An 18,351-nucleotide genomic window follows, 5' to 3' on the forward strand; every position below is an offset into this window, starting at 1 on the left:
GTTGATTGGCGCGGGTCTTGCTGCATTTGCTCAAATCGACGGGCGGATGATCAAGACACTCACCAAGGCTCCCAGCGGAGCGACACGCACTCGACGGGGGCAGTATGCGTCAGATCGGCATCTTCTTTGCAACGGATTCCGGCACCACCCGACTGATCGCGAAGAAGATCGCAAAGGCGATCAAGGCGCGCCACGGAGAGGACGTGGTCGCCAAACCGGTGAACGTCAATCGCGCCAGCGCCGATGACCTGCTGGCCTTCAAGGCACTGATCCTCGGTACGCCCACCTATGGCGAAGGCGTGCTCCCAGGCAAGGCCAACGACACCGACGAGGCCGCCTGGCTGGAGTTCCTGCCACAGCTCGACGGCAAGGACTTCAGTGGCACCTGCATTGCCCTGTTCGGTCTCGGTGACCAGGAGAAATATCCGACCCACTTCTGCGATGCCATGATGGACCTGCACTGCCTGTTCTCCGAAGCCGGTGCCCAGATGGTCGGCGGCATCGACACCGGCGGCTTCGAGTTCAAGCGTTCGCGGGCCGTCATCGATGGGCGCTTCGTCGGTCTGGCGTTGGATCAGCACCTGCAGTCATTGCTGACCGACGCGCGCATCGACGCCTGGCTCGACGAGGTCCTCCCGCTGTTGCGCGAGGTTTGTGAAATGCCGGTGCCCGCCTAGTCACGCGCCGAGTATCGCTGCGCCCAGCCCATCCATTCGGTCGGAGTTGATCATTTTATGAAGACAGCGCTGGACTGGTCCGCCTACCAAGATGCTGGCATGGGCGACGCCTATGCGGACATCCCGCGCCACGGTGGCGACTTCGCCAAGGCGGTGGCGGTCTGCATCAACAGCCGCCAATGCGAGGCCGAGACCCGCAAGGGCGTCATGTGTCCGAGCTTTCGCGTCACCGGCGACCCGGCCCTCTCCACCGGGGGGCGAGTGCGGCTGTTGAAGGCTGCCCTCAATACCGGCTCAACCGACACCCAATCGGCCGAGGCGACCCAACCCGAGGCCAGCCTGCTCGATGCGGCCCTCGCCGACCCAACCCTCGCCCGCGCCATGGACCTCTGCGTCGCCTGCAAGGGCTGCAAGCGCGAGTGCGGCATGGCCGGCACCTTCGGCCTGGAACAGGAGCACGCCGAGCTGTCCCGACAGATGGCCGAGCTGGCCTTGCTGCCGCAACTGCGCGCCAACCCGAGCGCGCCCGTCATCGCCAACGGCTTCTCCTGTCGGCAGCAGATCCGTGCCCATACGGCGCAACGCCCTCGCCATCTGGCGCAGGTGCTTGCCGATGCGCTGGAGCTGGAGCTGGATATGGAGCCGCAGCAGGAGATCGACGGCCAGGTCTACCTCATCGATAAACGTGTGACAGCGCTGAGTAAACAGGGCAACGCGTGATGCATCAGACCTTGCGTGCGGGCGAGCGACTCGAGCCTGACCGCTGTGAAGCCAAGCCGATCAACGCCGTCGCCGCAGGCGCTCAACACCCCGACGCAGCCCTTCGGCGATGAACGGCATCAGCCGACCCTTGTCCCAGAGGATGCGCGCGAACAGGGCATTGCGATCGCGCGGCGGGCGCGGGCGCCTCGCGCGCGGCACCAGGGTCAAGGCGCCTTGGTCGCAAGCCTGCAGGCAGGCACCGCAGCCGAGACAGACCTCAGCGTCCACCTGCGCCCAGCGCTGCTCCTTGGGTAGGGCACGGGCATCGTCGGCCAAGCCGATGCACTTGGCATTGCAGGCACGCAGGCAGGCACCGCAGTAGTCGCAGCGCTCGGGATCGACCTCGGCGAGAAAGGGCGTTTTGGCGATCCCCTCATGAAAGCCCATCTGCACGCCGGCCAACAGCTCGCAGCAGCAACGACAGCAGTTGCAGAGAAACGACGGCTGCTCACGAATGTTATCGGTGATGTGCGTCAGCCCAAGCGCCCGCGCCCGGTCGAGGATCGCCAGCATCTGCTCGGCACTGCGCGGCTCGGCCATGCCACGGCGCACCAGGAAGCGTGCGCCCTCGCCAAGCACCATGCAGATCTCCTCCACCGGTGCGCCTTGTTGGCAGGTCTTGCCCTCATGCGCCCGCTTGTGCCGGCAGAAGCACAGCGTCACGGCGTGAAACTCGGCCTCCTGGATGATTTGACGCGCATCTTCCCAAGGGGTGATGCGTGACTGCACCGGAATCTGGTCCTCATAGACCAGCGCTCGGGTCAACGGCCAGCGGCTGCCGAAGAACTCACCGGCCTGTCCGTCTTTACCCTGTTCGCGCAGGTACGCCGACATCAGTCGTGCCAACTCCGCCTGGGGCAGATCCCCGCGATCGCGCATGAAGCTGAACTCCATGAAGCCGATCAGCCCCGGCACCAACAGATAGTAGGTCTCATGCCCTACTGGCAGGTCCATCACCAGCCCCTTGTTGGCCATCGACTCCAGAATCCCATCCAGCTCGGCCGCCGGCAGGCCGGTGCGCTCGATCAGCTCAGCCCGGGTGGCCTCGGTCAGTGGAAATCGTGCCGCCACCTCGGCCTCACGCGGATCGAACAGCAGCGCGAGGATCTGGCGTAGGCGCGGACTGTCGACCAGGCCCACCGGGTAGCGGTTGAGGCGGTCGATCAGCGGCACCAAGGCCGATTTGTCGTTCAGCAGGTGTCCCATGGTGAAGTCTCTTGCGTAAATGCTGTCGGATGCCGACTGACCCCGGTCGCAAAGCGGCGTTGATCAGCATGCCTACGTGCCCAGTCGCCTAGACGGCAACCATAGAGGTTCGTCAGCAGACATGGCGGCGGCGCATCGGCAACACCTGGTGCTGAACAGGACCGCGCCGGCCAGGCCTGATAGGCTGCATCCCATCCAGCGGTTGGTCCAGCACGCGTTTGACCCCCATGACGACCCTGTTCTCGATCATCGAATCTCCCAGTCATCCCCGGCTCGACGCGCTCTACCAGCGTTTGGGCATCACCCAGATCAAGCTCCCATCCCAGCGCAAGGCCCTGCAGGCGCTCAAGCGCAGTGCGCCGGACTGGGTGGTGGCCGAATTCTTCTACGGCTTCGGCAACAACTACGCCGGTGCCAATGTCTGCAACCTTGATGTCTTTCTCGCTAGCTTGCGGACACAGGCGCCTGCGGCACGGGTCATCGTGCTGGTCAGCAAAGAGCAGGCGCAGTATGTCCCACTGCTCGCCGAGCGGTTTCCACTCCATGCGGTCTTGACGCTGCCCGTGACCGAGGCGGATGTCGACGCCGTCCTGTGTGCCGATGCGGCATCCCGATGACTGACCCTGACCAACAGGCCGCCGCGGCCCGCCAGGTGCTCGCCGGCAGCTTCCACGGCCTGCTCTCCACCCATTCCCTGGAGCTAGCCGGCTATCCCTTCGGCTCGGTCGTGCCCTATGTCCTGGATCAGGAAGGGCGGCCGCTGCTCTTGCTGAGCCCGCTGTCGCAACACACCAAGAATCTCGAGGCCGACAGCCGCTGCGGGCTGACCGTGGTCGAGGAGGGCGAGGGCGACGTCCAGCAACGAGGCCGCCTGAGCGCCGTCGGCAAGGTCACGCCATGTGGCGCTGACGCCGATGATGGTCAATCGCCCGAGTGTTGACCTGCCGGTATGACCTCGGTCACGGCGCCTTCGCGACGGAACAGGCTGTCACGGTTCCACCACACGACGATGACGGCGACAGCGACGAGAATCCCTGTGTCCCAGGGTTGCGCATCCGGCCAGAACGGATTGATGAGCTGCCAGTGAAACAGCATCGGCCACAGCAGGCTGCCCTGTGTCTGGTTGAACAGCGGCGTGACCAGCACCGCCAGCACCAGATTGCCGACGAAAAACGCAAGGAAGTTCCAATCGGCGAAGACCGTGCTCGAGAGAAAGAAGGCCGGCAGGTGCCACAAGCCCCAGGTCGCGCCGATGAGCGCCCCGGCCCAGAGAGGCGTCATGTGCCGCTGGAGCAAGGGTTGCGCCACGCCGCGCCAACCGAATTCCTCCATGGGGCCGAGAACGAGCATCATGAACAGGAGCGCCACGACGGACCCAACGCCCGCTGGTGGCAGTGGCGCCAGCATCGGGCCACCCTTGAGCAGCGAGCCTAGGACGAAGACCAGCGGCAGGCCGATCAGGATGAAGACCACCCAGCCCGCCGAGCACCGCCACAGGAACAGCCGGGACAGGAAGGCCCGGATGCCGGAGGTGCCGGCGTAGAAGAACAGGATCACAAAGGCGGCGGTCGCCGGTGACCAGGTGGCGAGGAAAAATACGGGATGCGACCCGCTGATCGCACCGAACCAGGCCGCTGCGGTCTCAGGAAACAGGATGTAGACCCCGATCAGCCCCCAAGTGATCAGAAAGGTGATGCCGACGAAGGCGACCAGCGCCGAGGACGGTATCCTGGCCGGGAGTGTCGAACGCGATTGGATTGGCATCGAGCGTCTCTCAAGGGTCAGCCGGATGGAAGCGCCCTGGCGGTCGCGAAAGGCGAAGCCAACACGGCAAGCGTGGCCGAGATCGCCAGCCTGCTCGATCCGGTGGTGAATCACATCAAGCGCGGTCTTCACATCAACCTGGTCATCGGCGCCAATGAAAACACCGACGCCTTGTTCCGCGCCATTCCCGAGCAGCAGTCGAACCCCGGAACCGACGATGGGCGAGCGATCGACGCGATCTTACAGCGATGCTGGAGGCCAATGGCTGCGATTCCGTGGAGCTACGTCCGTTCCGCGTCTGCGAGCCGGACATCGAGCCGCTCATTGAGCCGCTCATCGACTTCGTCCGAGAGGGCAACATCAGCTCAGCCTCGTCCAGGGAATGGCAAACCCGATGGCGACTGACACCCAAACCAAGACCAGCTGGCTCTGGGCGACGACGGTCGCGGTCATGCTGTTGATCATGGAATTCGTGCTGCTCTCGGCGCTGATCCCGGTCGATTGGTCGACGCGGATGCGCGATCGCGAGGTGCGTTGGATCTCGAGTTGGGACGCGATACATGAACCAGGATCAGATCCTGACCACTGCCGACCGCGAAGAGGCGTTGTCGCGCGCCTATCTGCAGGCCGTGGCAGCAAGCGCTGGCTATGTGGTAGCCAGCGATGATTTCGACCGCGATGGCATCGATTGTACGATTCGAGCTGGCGGGCAGATGCGATGAATTGGTGTTGCGCCGATGCGCGTACTGGGTCTCGCTGACCGATCTGCCCGACACAGAAAACCGCGAATCCGTGACGGTGTCGCTGCCGGCCCACCAGCGTTTTGACGTGGTCGCATTGTGTGACCTAATGGATCAGTCCCGACGAGGAGCGATCCAATGAATGTGCAAATTCGTGACGATCAAGCGCTGCGCGCGATGACCCCCGCTGCACTCGCTGCCTACGCGTGCGGTGAAGGTTGGGCGCGGCTGGAAGCCTATGGGCAACAGGCCGATGTTTACTCACACCCAGACCGGCCAGAGCTGATCATCCCGCGTACCGATGCCTTGGCCGATTATGCTTCCGTTGTTGCGCAGTTGATCGCGATCCTAGCGGAAACGAGCGGACGGGATGCGTTAGCGCTCTATCGCGACCTGCTCGGCGCAGACCGAGATGTGATCCGGATCCGCGCTGCTGGTGATGCGAACGACGGCTCCGTTCCCCTGGTCGCCGCCGAGGGTCTCGTGACGCATACGCGCGAGATGCTGCTGGCGGCTGCCTGCGCGGCTTCCAGCCTAGAGCGGACCGGGCAGCGTTGGCAACTCACGAACGCTGAGTTGGTGAGTATTGGCGCGGCTGATGAGGATGACGTTAACGACAATCGTACTGATGCCGTCAAACTAGCTGACTAGGCGGAGGCGACGCCATGATGGTGTTTCTCGCCCCATCGCGCATGATGAGTGACCAAATGATGATCCGACAGAGATTGCTTACTGGACTGTATCGCGGCGCCATGGCGTTGTTTATCGCTCAAGGCAACGCGCTGGCAGAGACGACCGAGGACGCCGCCGCCCTGTGGTCGGCGCTCGCCGAGGGCGGCAAGGTGATGCTGATCCGGCATGCGCAATCCGAAGAGGCAACTCCCGAAGTGGCGCTGAACCTGGATCAAGACGGCGATTGCAGCCGCGAGCAGAATCTCAGCGCGGAGGGACGCGCGCAGGCCGAGGCGCTCGGCGAACGGCTGCGGCAGCAGGATGTCGAGGTCGAGACCGTTTTGACCAGCGAGCTTTGCCGTGCGCGGCAGACCGCCGAGCTCGCCTTCGGCGCTGCCGAGCCTTGGACGGCACTGAATCATCCGCGCGTGCTGCCCGAGGGCGAGGCGACCTGGCTGATTGAGGATGTGCGTGAGCGGGTCGCGACCTTCTCGGGGAGTGCGAATCTGGCACTGGTCACCCACCGGGAGACCATCAACACCCTGAGCTTCGAACTCATCGAACCTGCCGAGATCGTCGTCCTCGCGCCGAATGAGACCGACGGGTTTGCCGTGCTGGGTCGATTGACGATCGTGCCTTGACGATCAGGCCTCAACGCGAGATGCCATAGCGCTTCATCTTTTGCCAGAGCGTCTTGCGGCTGACACCCAGAGCAGCTGCGGCGGCCGTCACATTGCGCTCTTGATCATCCAGCGCGGCCAAGATTGCGGCGCGCTCGCCGGCATGGGCATGCGCCTTGAGTCCCGCCACACCGGTGCTTGCCCCTGGCTCAGCCGTACCCGGCAGCAGCAATTCCAAATTTGAGCAGCAACAAAAAATCAGTGACTTATGGGCATCAGCTGACGTCTAGCCCTAGTGACCGATCTATTGACGGTCACGCGCAATCGCGAATTGTTCTCAAAAACTTCACTAAACCCAAAATTTTGGAACCACGCGTCTAATGACTAATGACTGGTGCCAGCCAGACTCCGTCACTTTCGTAACTGATTGAATATAAAGGGAAGCACAAATCAGGCAATCGGCGTGGTAGATGCAGAGCGGCTGGTTGAGCCTCTGTGGTTGGTCGTGCAAAACGGGAAAGCGCCTCCGGGGTCAGGTTGACGTCAATAGCGGCGAGTCAGCGTCAGCACCACCGGCCAGCCTTCAGCGGCTAGCTGCTTGGCTACGGCGGCGTCGGTGCCAGAACCAGCGCCGATGATCATTGCGCCACCTGTCTGCATATACTGCGTCTCCTGGACACTCGACATCCGAACCGATGACCTGTTGTGCTGGACCCACTGATGGCCGCTGATCTCAATAGGGCTAGACATCTCAAACGGTGGCGATCGAGATGGCAAAAACCAAAGCACCTGTGACCGCCGCGGTGCGGCTTCTACGCCAGGCTGGCGTCCCCTTCAGCGGACACTGCTATACCTATAACGGTGGTGGCACGGCTGAGGTGGCTCAGGCATTGGGCGTGGATGAGCACCAAGTGGTGAAGACCCTGATTATGGAAGACGAACAACATCAGCCCTTGATCATGCTGATGCATGGGGATCGCGAGGTCGCGACCGGCGCCCTGGCGCGCCAGGTCGGCGCAAAACGGATTCAACCCTGCGCACCCCAGACTGCAGACAAGCACTCCGGCTACCAGGTCGGCGGCACCTCGCCGTTTGCGACCCGTCGGACCATGCCGGTTTACTGCGAGCGCAGCATCCTGCAGCTCGAGCAGCTCTACATCAACGGCGGCAAGCGCGGCTACATCCTCCGGCTGCGCAGCGAGGATCTGCAACGTCTGCTGTCGCCAAAGCGGGTTGAGGTCGCGGTCCAAGCCGGCGTTGGAAGCCCGGTGTCTGGCCGCCGGTCGCGGTGAGGCATTGACCGCCCAGCCCCGGCAGTGGGAACCTCAATCCTCAGCCCTCGATTCGGACCCTGCCGATGCAACGCGATCCCAACCTGGTGCGCCTGTCGCATGACCATCAATCAGCACTGGTCCTGGCCAAGCGGGCGCGTGAACTGGCGACGGCTGAAGACCCCGACCGTCGTGCCCTCTGGGCCGAGATCCAAGCCCGCTTTGCCGATGAGCTTGAACCGCACTTCCAGCTTGAGGAGCGGGGGCTGCTTCCCGCCTTGCGGGTCGCCGGCCAGCAGGCCTTGGTTGAGCAAACCCTTGCCGAGCATACCGAGCTGCGGGGGTTGATTGTGAGCGACGCCCCTGATGCCCCGGCGCGCTTCGGTGACGCCTTGCAGGCGCATATCCGCTTTGAAGAGCGGACCCTGTTCGAGACCGCGCAGCAGGTGCTGGAGCCCGCCGTGCTCAACGAGTTGGGCGTGCTGCACGAAGCGGCAGCGCGCCCAGCTTGTCCGACGACAGCGCGCAAGGGCGGCGCGCCCGGAGCGCCGCGATGAGCCCGCAGCAAGCCAAACGCCCCGGCGAGGTTGCTGTAGAGCACCCCCAAGCGTCAGATGCCGCGCTGCAGTACATCGGGCGCATCCACACCCCTTGGCAGCGGCGCGAAGACTGTCCGCCGCCAAGGTGACCTGGACGGCCCCGAGTGTCAGATCGAGATGTTCCATCCCTGGGATCAGGCGCTGGTCGGTCTGCAGACGACGACCCCACTAGAGGTGCTCTATTGGCTTGATCAGTCCCGGCGCGACCTGGTCCTGCAATGCCCGAAAGGGCGTGAGCAGCCCCTCGGCACCTTTGCCTTGCGCTCGCCGGTGCGGCCGAATCCGATCGGCAGCAGCGTTGTCGAGCTGATCGGCATCGAAGGCCAGGTGCTACGGGTGCGCGGCTTGGATTGCCTGGATGGCACACCCTTGCTGGATCTGAAGCCAGCGCGCTCGGCATTCATGACCAACCCAAGGAGCTGATTGACATCGTGCTCACTGATCGCCGTTTCGACCGCTGGCTGTTCGCCGTACTCTGGCTCCTGCTGCTGACCTACGCGCTGTTGTTCGCACCTCCGGTTCCAGCGGACCTGCTCGGCCAACTTCGCGATCTCGTTCGGCTCGCTGAACGAGCGCAGCTGGTAGCGGATGCGGATCTGGCCAGCGTCCGTGCGCGTGGCACTGATCGGGTAGCCGGAGTTATCGAGGATGCTGGTCACCAGCGCCGCAACCAGCTCTTCAGGTGGGGTGTCGCGATGCCGCTGTGCTAACTGGCTGACTGAAGACATCCCGGAACGGACCCAGGAACTCCCGCTCTTGGACCAGTCGGCGATCGCGAACACGACATGGCCGAAGCACCAGCGAACCGTCCCTCCAGGGCCGCGTGGAAATCCTCAGCGGTGTGTCGCGGATCGTTCTCGAACGCCCCACAGCCCCAGGCGCCCAGCACCAGCGTCTCATAGCCAAACGCCTGTGCAATCGCCAACACCCGCTCGATGCGTGCCTGCAGCAGATCGCCGGCCAGTGGCTGTCCGACGCCGGGCACATAGGGGGCGGCGCAGGTCACGATACTCAGGTGCCAGGGCTCCTCCAGAGCGGTGCCCTCGTCGGTGCGAAACACCGGCACCTCGGGTGAGAGGATGGCCCAGTGGGTCGAGTCCGGCAGTGGACGCTGTGCATGATGGGCATACATCGGATCACCACGCAGGGTCGCGAACAGCGCACTCGAGCGGCACAGCACCTCCTCCTGCGCGCGGGCCCGCGTGCGCGGCAGCGACAGCCGGGCGCGACAACGCTGTGCATGATCCGCGGAATCGAGGCAGGGCAGGGTGAGCAGACCTGTGGGCTTGTTGCCACCTGGATCGGCCGTTCGGCTCGACTGCAGTATTAACGAGTGGATGAATGCCAGACGTTCCAGTGACACCGACAGCCGAAATAGCGATCCGGCTTGTTATGAGGGTGGGGTGGGGTAGGAGGATCATCGTTCGTCGAACGCACGGCGGGGTCTTTCTATCCATGACGAGATGTTCCTGCCGCGGATATCATAGCGATCGCAACCACGACAGGACGGTCCTGAACAGCATCCCATGCAGCATCAACTCGCCCCAGGCGCCCGCGTCACCGTCCGCGACGAGGACTGGGTCATTCGCCGCATCGACCTCAGCGACGATGGCGGCCATGCCTTGACCTGCGACGGTCTCTCGGAGTTGGTCCGGGGCACCTCGGCCATCTTCCTGCAACAGCTTGAGAACGGCATCCAGGTCCACGACCCGGCCGAGACCGAGCTGTTCCAAGATTTGAGCGACTATTTCACCGATACCTTGCTCTATCTGGAGAGTCAGCGGCTGCGAACCGTCGCCAACGACGACCAGATTCACCGCGCCCACCAAGCGGTGATGAAGCGCGCCGACTACCAGCGCGTTCCGGCCGAGAAGGGGCTGAAGCAGGTGCGCACCCGCATCCTGATTGCCGATGGGGTCGGTCTGGGCAAGACGCTGGAGGCGGCCATGCTTGCCACCGAGCTCGATATCCGCGGGCGCGGGCGGCGCATTCTGGTCGTGACCCAGAAGAGCATGCTGACTCAGTTCCAGAAGGAATGGTGGTCGCGCTTCACGATCCCGCTGGTGCGGCTGGACTCCGCTGGCATTCAGCGTATCCGTAACAACATCCCGTCCGGGCACAACCCCTTCAACTATTACGACAAGACCATCATCTCGATGGACACGCTGAAGGGGAACAACGAGTATCGCAACTATCTGGAGAAGTCGCGCTGGGACATCATCGTCATCGACGAATGCCACAATGTCGCGGTGCGCAAGGGTGACGCCGGCTCCTCGCTACGGGCGCGTTTGGCCAAGCACCTCGCCACCAAGTCCGATACCCTGATCCTGCTCTCGGCGACGCCGCACGACGGCTCGGCCAACAGCTTTGCATCACTGATCTGGCTGCTCGACCCCACCGCGATCTCCGATCCCGACGACTACACCCGCGCCGATCTGGACCGCAAGGATCTGTTCGTGCGCCGCTTCAAGAAAGACATCAAAGGCCAGGCTGAAGGCCAGTTCCCGGAGGCCGTCACCCGGCGGCTTTCCGCCCGGGCCACAGCCGAGGAAGAGGCCGCGTTTCGTGCCGCGCTTGAGATCCCGTTTACGCTCAAGGGTGAGCGCGCGCAGGGCAAGCAGGCCGAGCTGCAGCGCGTGGGGCTGCAGAAGGCGCTGTTCTCGAGCCCGGCCGCCGCCGCCAGCTATGCGCGCAACCGCATCGCCAAGCTCAATCGCAGACCGCAGCCGAGCGCGGCCGAGCAGCAGGAGATCGCCGCCTTCGAGGCCTTCGGGCGCGACCTGGACGCCATCAGCCCGGAGCGCTTCAGCAAATACCAACGCCTGCTGCGCGCACTGGTCGATCCTGAGGCGCAGTGGACCGGCGGCGAGAGCAACGATCGACTGGTCATCTTCTCCGAGCGCATCGAGACCCTGAAATGGCTGCTGGGGCATCTCCCTGGCGATCTCGGCCTCAAGACCAACGCCTTCGTCATCCTCGATGGCGGGCTCTCTGATATTGATCAACAGGAGATCGTCGAGCGCTTCGGCCAGGAGCATGACCCCCTGCGCGTGCTGCTCTGTTCCGACGTCGCCTCCGAGGGGCTCAATCTGCACTTCCTCTGTCATCGGCTGGTGCACTTCGATCTGCCCTGGTCGCCGATGGTGTTCCAACAGCGCAACGGCCGTGTCGACCGCTTCGGTCAGCAATCCACGCCACGGATCGACTACCTGCTCACCGAATCCGAGGTCGAGACCGTCAAGGGCGACCTGCGCGTGATCGAGGTGCTGGTACGCAAGGACGAGCAGATCAGCCAAAACATCGGCGATCCGGCCTCGATCCTCCGCAAGCACAGCATTGAGGCCGAGGAGCAGGTCGTCGCCGAAGCGCTGGCTGAGGGATTGAACGCCGAGCAGTTCGAGCAGCAGTGCATCGAGCAGGCCGAGCCGGACGATGACGATGATTGGGAAATGGCACTGTTCGGAACCGACGCTGGCGCTGGCTCTGATGGCACCGGCGCTGGCAGCGCTGACGGCAACGGTTCGGCCAACGCCTCTGCCGCCACCCGAGCGGGCCGACCGACCCCGCTCCGGCACGAGCCGCATCGCTTCTTCCCCGACCTCTATGCCTTCGCCAAGCAAGCCATCGCCCGTGTGCCAGAGGCCGAGGGCTACCGCGTCGACGACCAGGCACGCATGCTGCGCCTGACCCCGCCCGCCGATCTGCGTCGGCGCTTGCGTCGTCAACTGCCGGCCGAGGTGCTACGCGAGACCAACGAGTACGTCCTCTCAGCGCACGCCGGCATCGTCGAAGAATCCATCCAGCGTGCCCGCGAAGAGGATCGACAGGGGGCCGCTTGGCCGGACATCCAGTACCTGTGGCCGCAGCACCCGATCAGCCAGTGGCTGATTGATCGGGTCATCGGCGGGGTCGGGCGCCGCCGCGCGCCGGTGATCGTCAGCCCGCACCTGGCCGCCGACGAATGCGCCTTCCTCATGCTCGGGCTCATCCCCAATCGCAAGGGCCAGCCGCTGATCGCCGAATGGAAGGCCATCCTGCGCCGCGGCAACGCGGATCATGCCATCGAGGACTTTGACGATTTCTGTCAGCGCGCCGGCCTTGCCGAGCGGCAGCTGCCGAACGCCAAGCCCGCGCTGGACCTCGCCAAGCTGCAACGGGCGCTCGGCGATGCCGTGGCCACCATGCAGCTGTTCGTCGAGGATCAGGTCAAGACCTTCAGCGCCTCGCGCGCGGCCGAGGTGCAGCACAAGCTGGCCGAACTCAACGAGCTGCGCGGTGCCCAGGAACAACAATTGGAGCTGCGCCTGGCCAATGTCATTGAGACCGTGCGCGCCGGCCGACGGGCGCAACGCCTGAAGGACATCGAGAACGTGTTCGCCGAGTACGGCCAATGGGTCAAAGACAGCCTCGAAGTCGAGCCCGTACCCTTCGTGCAGGTACTCGCCGCCGTCACCGGACGCAACGAGCCTGACCCTGGTCTGGATCTTTGAGCGCGTCGACAGCGGCGATCGGACTGGCAATAGGAACTGAGACAGCAATGGGCATAACGGAACACTTCGACGTCTTCTCCGGCATCGGCAACGAGAACGAGTTCTACAGTCATCACTTCTTCGCCCACGGCTTCCAGGCGCGGATCAAGGACTGGCTGCAGCAGCAAGCCGCGGCGGCGGCCGAGACCGTGGGCGACCAGCCCGACCAAGCGCCACCGGAGCTGCCCGCCAAGCGTTTGGCCAGCCTGGCGCGCGCCTTCTTCCGGCAGCATGCCGCCGATCCCGCCGCTGAAGACTTCGACGCCCGCCTGAACTGGCATCGCGAGCTGCATCGGCCTTTGCTGGAGACGCTGGGTTATCGAATCGAACCGCGGGAGCAAGAGTGGAGCGCCGGGCAACCGTTGCCGCTTTGGCATGCGGCTGCTCAGGGTGTGGGCCAGCACGCCATCGGCCTGCCCGAGCTGGTGATCATCCCCGCCTTCAATCCGGAGCAGAAGTCACGCCAGGATGACCCCGCCGTCGACCCGCTCGACGTCACCCTCAGCGCCCAACACTTCCGCATCCAGGAACTTCCGGCGCCCTATCTCGGCAAGCAGAAGCAGGCCCCGCGTCCACTCGCCGAGATCCTCTCCGAGGCCCTGTTCGCCGCCGATCACCCACCGCGCTTCGTGCTGCTGATCGGCGAGCTGGAGTGGCTGCTGATCGACCGCTTCAAATGGCCGAGCAATCGCCTGCTGCGCTTTGACCTGAGCGAGATCCTCGGCCAGCGCCAGCCGGCGACCCTGAACGCCTGCGTCGCCCTGCTGCATCGCGAGGCCCTCTGCCCGGTCTCCGGCGAGGGCTTGCTAGACAGCCTCGATGCCGAGTCCCACAAGCACGACGCCGGCGTCAGCGCCGATCTCAAGTACGCCCTGCGCGAGGCCATCGAGCGACTCGGCAACGAGGCCGCCCGTCAACTGATCCAGAACCATGGCTACAGCTATACCGGAACCCTCAAGCGTCTCGACGAAGGCCGGCTCAGCACCGAATGCGTGCGCCTGGTCTACCGGCTGATCTTCCTGTTCTATATCGAGGCCCGCCCCGAGCTGGGCTATGTGCCGATCAACAGCAGCGATGTCTACGCCCGCGGCTACAGCCTCGAGCACCTGCGCGACCTGACCCTGACCGACCTGCACAGCACCGCCGCGCAGAACGGCACCTACTTCGACCAGACCCTGCGCACGCTCTTCGCGCTGGTCGCCAACGGCACGGCCCGCGACCAACAGCTCATGGTCGGCTCGGCGACGATCAACGCCTTCGAGCTGGCGCCACTCGACAGCCAGCTCTTCGACCCCGCCGGCACGCCGCTGCTGAATCGGGTCCGCTTCCCCAACCACATCTGGCAGCAGGTGCTGCGCGGGCTCTCGTTCGCCAAGGACCCGCGCACCAAGCGTACCCGCCGCGTCAGTTATCAGGCCCTCTCGATCAATCAGCTCGGCGCGGTCTACGAGTCGCTGCTCTCTTATCGCGGCTTCTTCGCCAGCGAAGACCTGTACGAGGTGATGCCCGCAGCCAGCACGAGCAGTACGGCCAACGCAGCCAGCGGCATCGAGGAGGTGGACGACGAGGGAGGAGGCGAGAACGAGCGCGAGCACGAGGAGGGCGGCGACAGCGACGGCGGCTACGGTGGCAGCACCGACCCACTCGCCAACGGCTGGTTCGTCGGCCAGGCGCGCATCGGCGACTACCAGAACAGCGAAAAGGTCACCTTCCGCAACGCCGAGGGGCGCCGCGAGCTGCGCGTCTATCCCAAGGGCACCTTCATCTATCGCCTCGCCGGGCGTGACCGCCAGAAGAGCGCCAGCTACTACACCCCGCAATCGCTCACCCAATGCCTGGTCAAGTACGCGCTCAAGGAACTGCTCGCCGACAAGCGCGCCGACGACATCCTCAGCCTGCGCGTGCTGGAGCCGGCGATGGGCAGCGCCGCGTTCTTGAACGAGGCCGTCAACCAGCTTGCGCAGGCCTACCTCGAGCGCAAGCAGATCGAGCTCAAGCGCCGCATCCCGCACGAGCAGTACGCCCAGGAATTGCAGAAGGTGCGCATGCGCCTGGCCGACGGCAACGTCTTCGGCGTCGACCTCAACCCCATCGCCACCGAGCTGGCCGAGGTCAGCCTCTGGCTCAACGCCATCTATGGCGAGACCGACGACAGTGGCCGGCCGCTGCCGGCGCGGGTGCCCTGGTTTGGCTATCAGCTCTTCACCGGCAACTCGCTGGTCGGCGCGCGGCCGCAGGTGTTCTCCGTCGCGCAGTTGCAGGCGCCGGCGAAGGTCCGCGATGGCAGCGGCAAATTGGTGCCCAATCCCGCCTGCTGGCGCCACGCCGCGCCCAGGCCGCTGACCCCGGACGCGCCCCGCCAGGATGACGAGATCTACCACTTCCTGCTGCCCGACGAGGGCTTCTGCGATTATGCCAACAAGGCGGTCAAGACCTATTACGAGGCTGAGCTGAAGCAGGTGAAGACCTGGCAAAAGGGCCTGCTCGGGCGCTTCTCCGAGATCGAGTTGCGCCGTCTGCGCCAGCTCAGCGCCAAGATCGACGCCCTCTGGCGCGAGCACGCCCGGCAGCTGGCCGAGGATCGCGCCCGCACTGAGGACCGGTTGCCGGTCTGGCCTGAGACCGAAGGCAACACCGACAGCGGCGCCGTCACCAGCCGCGCCAGCAAGGAGGCCACCCGCCAGGCCGGCATGCTCAACGAGGACGGCGCCCTGGCCACCCCCTACCGGCGCCTGAAGCTGGTGATGGACTACTGGTGCGCGCTCTGGTTCTGGCCCTTGGACCAGGTCAGCAGCCTGCCCAATCGCACCCAATGGATCACCGAGGTCGGCGCCATCCTCGACGGCAACCTGATGGACATCGACGAGCAGACCGAGCTGGATCTCTTGGCCGAACCGGCCAAGATCGAGACCCAGCCGCTGGCCCCGGAGCCGCAGTCCAGCCTGTTCGACGACCAGCCTGGGCAGCTTGCGCTCGCGGCGCAGACCGAGGCCAAGACCCTGCATGATCGCTACGGCGAGCTGCGCATTCGGCGCCTGCGCGAGTACTTCCCGCGCGTCAAACAGGTCGAGGCGCTGGCGCAGCGCTATCGGTTTTTTCATTGGGAGCTGGCGTTTGCGGATCTCTTCCACTGGCATCATCCCTCTCCCGCCGGCAGAGGGGCCGGGGGTGAGGGCGGAGGCTTTGATCTGATCCTCGGGAATCCGCCTTGGATCAAGGTCGAGTGGGAGGAGAAGGGCATTCTGGGTGAGGCCGATCCGCGGATTGCGATCCGCAGGATGAGTGCCTCTGAGCTGGCCCGTCGGCGCGCCGAGCTGTTCGAGGACTGGCCGGCGATGCAGGCGGCTTGGCTGGATGAGTTTTGCGAGCAGGCGGGGATGCAGGCGTTTTTGAATGCCAGGCAGAACTATCCGTTGCTGAAGGGTGTGCAGACCAATCTGTATAAGTGTTTCTTGCCGCAGGCTTGGATGCTGAACAATGCGCAGGGTGTTACAGCTTTCTTGCATCCCGAGGGGATCTATGATGATCCTAAGGGTGGGGTGTTTCGGGAGGCGGTCTATCCGCGATTACGCGGGCATTTTCAGTTCGTTAATGAGCTGATGCTGTTCGCGGATGTTGATCATCATGCGAAGTTCAGCGTCAATGTCTACGGTCCGACTCAAGCGGCGCCAAGCTTCACGCATCTGGCAAATCTATTTCTGCCTCGCACCGTCGATGCCTGTTTCGCCCACGACGGCAGCGGGAAGGTGCCTGGCATCAAGCAAGAAGGCGAGGGCGGCCGGTCGCGCTGGAATACCCAAGGTCATCGCGATCGGCTGATCCCGGTTGGCGAGCATGAGCTGGCGCTCTTCGCCCAGCTCTACGACGAGGCCGGCACGCCACCGCTGCAAGCGCGCCTGCCCGCGCTGCATGCCCGACAGTTGATCTCGGTGCTGGAGAAGTTCGCCGCCCAGCCGCGCCGCTTGGGGGATCTCAAGGGCGAGTATCTCTCGCTGGAGATGTGGCACGAGACCAACCAGCAGAAAGACGGCACCATCCGCCGCGAGACCCGCTTCCCAGACGATGCCGGCCAATGGGTGCTCTCCGGTCCGCATTTTTTCGTCGGCACGCCCTTCTACAAAACCCCGCGCGCGGTCTGCACCGCCAACAGCCATTACGACTGTCTTGATCTGACCACACTGCCCGACGACTACCTGCCACGCACCAACTATGTGCCCGATTGCTCGCCGGCGGAATATGCCGAGCGGACGCCGAGGGTGACTTGGATTGAGCCCCAACCCGAAATCGGTCCGCCCAACCCTATCGCAAAGCGTCTTCTGGTAACGAACTATTACCGATTTATTAGCCGCGAGATGCTGAGTCAATCTGGTGAGCGAACTCTTATTGGTGCATTAATTCCGCCTGGAGCAGCGAACGTTCATACTTGTATCCAGCAGGTTTTTCAAAACCAAAGCGACTTGTTATTGTTTTTAGCTGGAGCGCTTTCGCTACCTGTAGATTTTCAAGTCAAGAGTACCGGGGCTGGTCACGCCAATAAGAGTGTCATTGCAAAGTTTCCGCTAGTTGATCTAGTCGGTAAAAAGCGCATTTTAGTATTTTCACGAACACTCTCACTTGTATGTCTTACCACCCACTACGCCGACCTCTGGCAATCCTGCTTCCAACCCGAATTCCGCGAGCAACGCTGGTCCAGCGACTCACCACTGCTCGCCAGTGCCGCATGCGGAGACCAGACCGCAGATGCGACAGGGACATCAGCCCAAGGCGAGTTGGGACGAGCGCCCGCAACGGCAACCGAGACGCAGCCGATCAGATCGGCCACAGCGGCTGAGGCTTCCGCGGCGACCGAGAGCAACAGCCCTCCCTGTCCTCCGTGCCTCCGTGGTGAAACCAACTTCTTCACCCACCTCACCCCAAACTGGCAACGCCACTGCGCCCTGCGCACCGACTACGCCCGCCGCCAAGCCCTGCTCGAGATCGACGTCCTGGTCGCCCAAGCCCTCGGCCTGACCCTTGACGAACTGCTGACCATCTACCGCGTCCAGTTCCCGGTCATGCGCCAGTACGAGGCCGACACCTGGTACGACCAGAGCGGGCGCATCGTCTTCACGCCGAGCAAGGGTCTGGTCGGCGTCGGGCTGCCGCGCACCGCCCGCAAGGCTGATCTGAACGCCGGCATCCGCTACGCGGTCCAACAGCCCGAGCAGTGCCCAGTCGAGTCCTCGGATCAGCGCCGGTCGCCGCCCAACCCGCAGGCCATCGCCCTCGGCTGGGAAGACATCCGCGAGCTGCCCGCTGGCGCCAGCGTCACCAAGACCTTCATGGACGACACCTTGCCCGGCGGCCCAGTCGAGCGAACGATCCGCTATCAAGCCCCCTTCGTCCGCCCCGATCGCGAACAGGACTATCGGACGGCCTGGACGTTCTTCGAGCAGGATCAGGCCAAGGGCAACGCGGTATGAAATCCCCTGTCCAATTCGACAGGAGGTTGTGCGACAGTGATATCGCGAA

Annotated in this window: 20 protein-coding genes; 16 read left to right on the forward strand and 4 right to left on the reverse strand. The window is 64.1% G+C overall.

The window, feature by feature from the left end; translation table 11 throughout:
- Nucleotides 1–104 precede the first annotated feature (104 nt).
- Nucleotides 105–677, forward strand: coding sequence for a flavodoxin (locus CCR96_RS03385; protein WP_201217341.1), 573 nt, complete (start codon nt 105–107; stop codon nt 675–677).
- Between the two features lie 57 nt (nt 678–734).
- A complete protein-coding gene (locus tag CCR96_RS24405) occupies nt 735–1,397 on the forward strand; it encodes a (Fe-S)-binding protein (protein ID WP_242518418.1) in 663 nt (220 codons plus the stop codon).
- Nucleotides 1,398–1,457: 60 nt separating this feature from the next.
- Here the strand turns inward: CCR96_RS24405 and CCR96_RS03395 are convergent, their stop codons facing one another.
- A complete protein-coding gene (locus tag CCR96_RS03395) occupies nt 1,458–2,645 on the reverse strand; it encodes a 4Fe-4S binding protein (protein ID WP_201217343.1) in 1,188 nt (395 codons plus the stop codon).
- Between the two features lie 227 nt (nt 2,646–2,872).
- On the opposite strand from CCR96_RS03395, the gene CCR96_RS03400 reads away from it, so the two are divergent.
- Both CCR96_RS03400 and CCR96_RS03405 read left to right on the forward strand, forming a co-directional pair.
- Nucleotides 2,873–3,262 carry a hypothetical protein gene (locus CCR96_RS03400; protein ID WP_201217345.1) on the forward strand — a complete coding sequence of 130 codons (390 nt, stop codon included), beginning with the start codon at nt 2,873–2,875 and terminating at the stop codon, nt 3,260–3,262.
- Entirely contained in the window at nt 3,259–3,585 is a 327-nt protein-coding gene (locus tag CCR96_RS03405; protein ID WP_201217348.1) for a pyridoxamine 5'-phosphate oxidase family protein, read from the forward strand. The genes CCR96_RS03400 and CCR96_RS03405 overlap by 4 nt, the downstream gene beginning before the upstream one ends.
- On the opposite strand, the gene CCR96_RS03410 is transcribed toward CCR96_RS03405, so the two are convergent.
- The gene (locus tag CCR96_RS03410; RefSeq protein WP_201217350.1) at nt 3,567–4,409 is read right to left on the reverse strand and encodes a CPBP family intramembrane glutamic endopeptidase; all 843 of its coding nucleotides are present in this window, start codon (nt 4,407–4,409) and stop codon (nt 3,567–3,569) included. The two genes, CCR96_RS03405 and CCR96_RS03410, sit on opposite strands and share 19 nt — an antisense overlap.
- Before the next feature lie 72 nt (nt 4,410–4,481).
- On the opposite strand from CCR96_RS03410, the gene CCR96_RS03415 reads away from it, so the two are divergent.
- The 5 genes from CCR96_RS03415 (at nt 4,482) to CCR96_RS03435 (ending at nt 6,462) form a co-directional block, all read left to right on the forward strand.
- A complete protein-coding gene (locus tag CCR96_RS03415; RefSeq protein WP_201217353.1) occupies nt 4,482–4,814 on the forward strand; it encodes a hypothetical protein in 333 nt (110 codons plus the stop codon).
- A 155-nt stretch (nt 4,815–4,969) separates the two neighbouring features.
- Complete coding sequence (locus CCR96_RS03420; protein ID WP_201217356.1) at nt 4,970–5,131, forward strand: DUF4365 domain-containing protein; 162 nt, start codon at nt 4,970–4,972, stop codon at nt 5,129–5,131.
- Complete coding sequence (locus CCR96_RS25495) at nt 5,088–5,291, forward strand: DUF4365 domain-containing protein (RefSeq protein ID WP_201217358.1); 204 nt, start codon at nt 5,088–5,090, stop codon at nt 5,289–5,291. Before CCR96_RS03420 ends, CCR96_RS25495 begins: the two co-directional genes overlap by 44 nt.
- The gene (locus CCR96_RS03430) at nt 5,288–5,800 is read left to right on the forward strand and encodes a hypothetical protein (protein ID WP_201217361.1); all 513 of its coding nucleotides are present in this window, start codon (nt 5,288–5,290) and stop codon (nt 5,798–5,800) included. Before CCR96_RS25495 ends, CCR96_RS03430 begins: the two co-directional genes overlap by 4 nt.
- A gap of 59 nt (nt 5,801–5,859) precedes the next feature.
- Nucleotides 5,860–6,462 carry a histidine phosphatase family protein gene (locus CCR96_RS03435; RefSeq protein ID WP_242518421.1) on the forward strand — a complete coding sequence of 201 codons (603 nt, stop codon included), beginning with the start codon at nt 5,860–5,862 and terminating at the stop codon, nt 6,460–6,462.
- Nucleotides 6,463–6,472: 10 nt separating this feature from the next.
- Here CCR96_RS03435 and CCR96_RS03440 read toward each other — a convergent pair whose 3' ends face one another.
- Nucleotides 6,473–6,679, reverse strand: coding sequence for a helix-turn-helix domain-containing protein (locus CCR96_RS03440; protein ID WP_201217366.1), 207 nt, complete (start codon nt 6,677–6,679; stop codon nt 6,473–6,475).
- 532 nt (nt 6,680–7,211) lie between these two features.
- Here CCR96_RS03440 and CCR96_RS03445 point away from each other — a divergent pair.
- The 5 genes from CCR96_RS03445 (at nt 7,212) to CCR96_RS03460 (ending at nt 9,021) form a co-directional block, all read left to right on the forward strand.
- Nucleotides 7,212–7,733: an aminoacyl-tRNA deacylase gene (locus CCR96_RS03445; RefSeq protein WP_201217368.1), complete on the forward strand. Its 522-nt coding sequence runs from the start codon at nt 7,212–7,214 to the stop codon at nt 7,731–7,733.
- 65 nt (nt 7,734–7,798) lie between these two features.
- Nucleotides 7,799–8,269 (forward strand): hemerythrin domain-containing protein, encoded by a 471-nt coding sequence (locus tag CCR96_RS03450; RefSeq protein WP_242518422.1) that lies wholly within the window; start codon nt 7,799–7,801, stop codon nt 8,267–8,269.
- Nucleotides 8,266–8,400, forward strand: coding sequence for a hypothetical protein (locus tag CCR96_RS25000; protein WP_274601063.1), 135 nt, complete (start codon nt 8,266–8,268; stop codon nt 8,398–8,400). Before CCR96_RS03450 ends, CCR96_RS25000 begins: the two co-directional genes overlap by 4 nt.
- A gap of 28 nt (nt 8,401–8,428) precedes the next feature.
- On the forward strand, nt 8,429–8,734 hold the full coding sequence (locus tag CCR96_RS03455; protein ID WP_201217371.1) for a TrmO family methyltransferase domain-containing protein: 306 nt from the start codon (nt 8,429–8,431) through the stop codon (nt 8,732–8,734).
- Between the two features lie 8 nt (nt 8,735–8,742).
- Nucleotides 8,743–9,021: a hypothetical protein gene (locus CCR96_RS03460; protein ID WP_201217374.1), complete on the forward strand. Its 279-nt coding sequence runs from the start codon at nt 8,743–8,745 to the stop codon at nt 9,019–9,021.
- Here CCR96_RS03460 and CCR96_RS03465 read toward each other — a convergent pair.
- Nucleotides 9,018–9,674 (reverse strand): TIGR02452 family protein, encoded by a 657-nt coding sequence (locus tag CCR96_RS03465; protein ID WP_338035799.1) that lies wholly within the window; start codon nt 9,672–9,674, stop codon nt 9,018–9,020. The genes CCR96_RS03460 and CCR96_RS03465 overlap by 4 nt on opposite strands.
- 163 nt (nt 9,675–9,837) lie before the next feature.
- On the opposite strand from CCR96_RS03465, the gene CCR96_RS03470 reads away from it, so the two are divergent.
- Nucleotides 9,838–12,801, forward strand: coding sequence for a DEAD/DEAH box helicase (locus tag CCR96_RS03470; protein WP_201217376.1), 2,964 nt, complete (start codon nt 9,838–9,840; stop codon nt 12,799–12,801).
- Between the two features lie 47 nt (nt 12,802–12,848).
- A complete protein-coding gene (locus CCR96_RS03475; protein ID WP_201217379.1) occupies nt 12,849–18,302 on the forward strand; it encodes an N-6 DNA methylase in 5,454 nt (1,817 codons plus the stop codon).
- Nucleotides 18,303–18,351 lie beyond the last annotated feature (49 nt).

This window comes from Halochromatium roseum, from assembly GCF_016653315.1.
In the GTDB taxonomy this organism is placed as follows: Bacteria; Pseudomonadota; Gammaproteobacteria; order Chromatiales; family Chromatiaceae; genus Lamprobacter; species Lamprobacter roseus.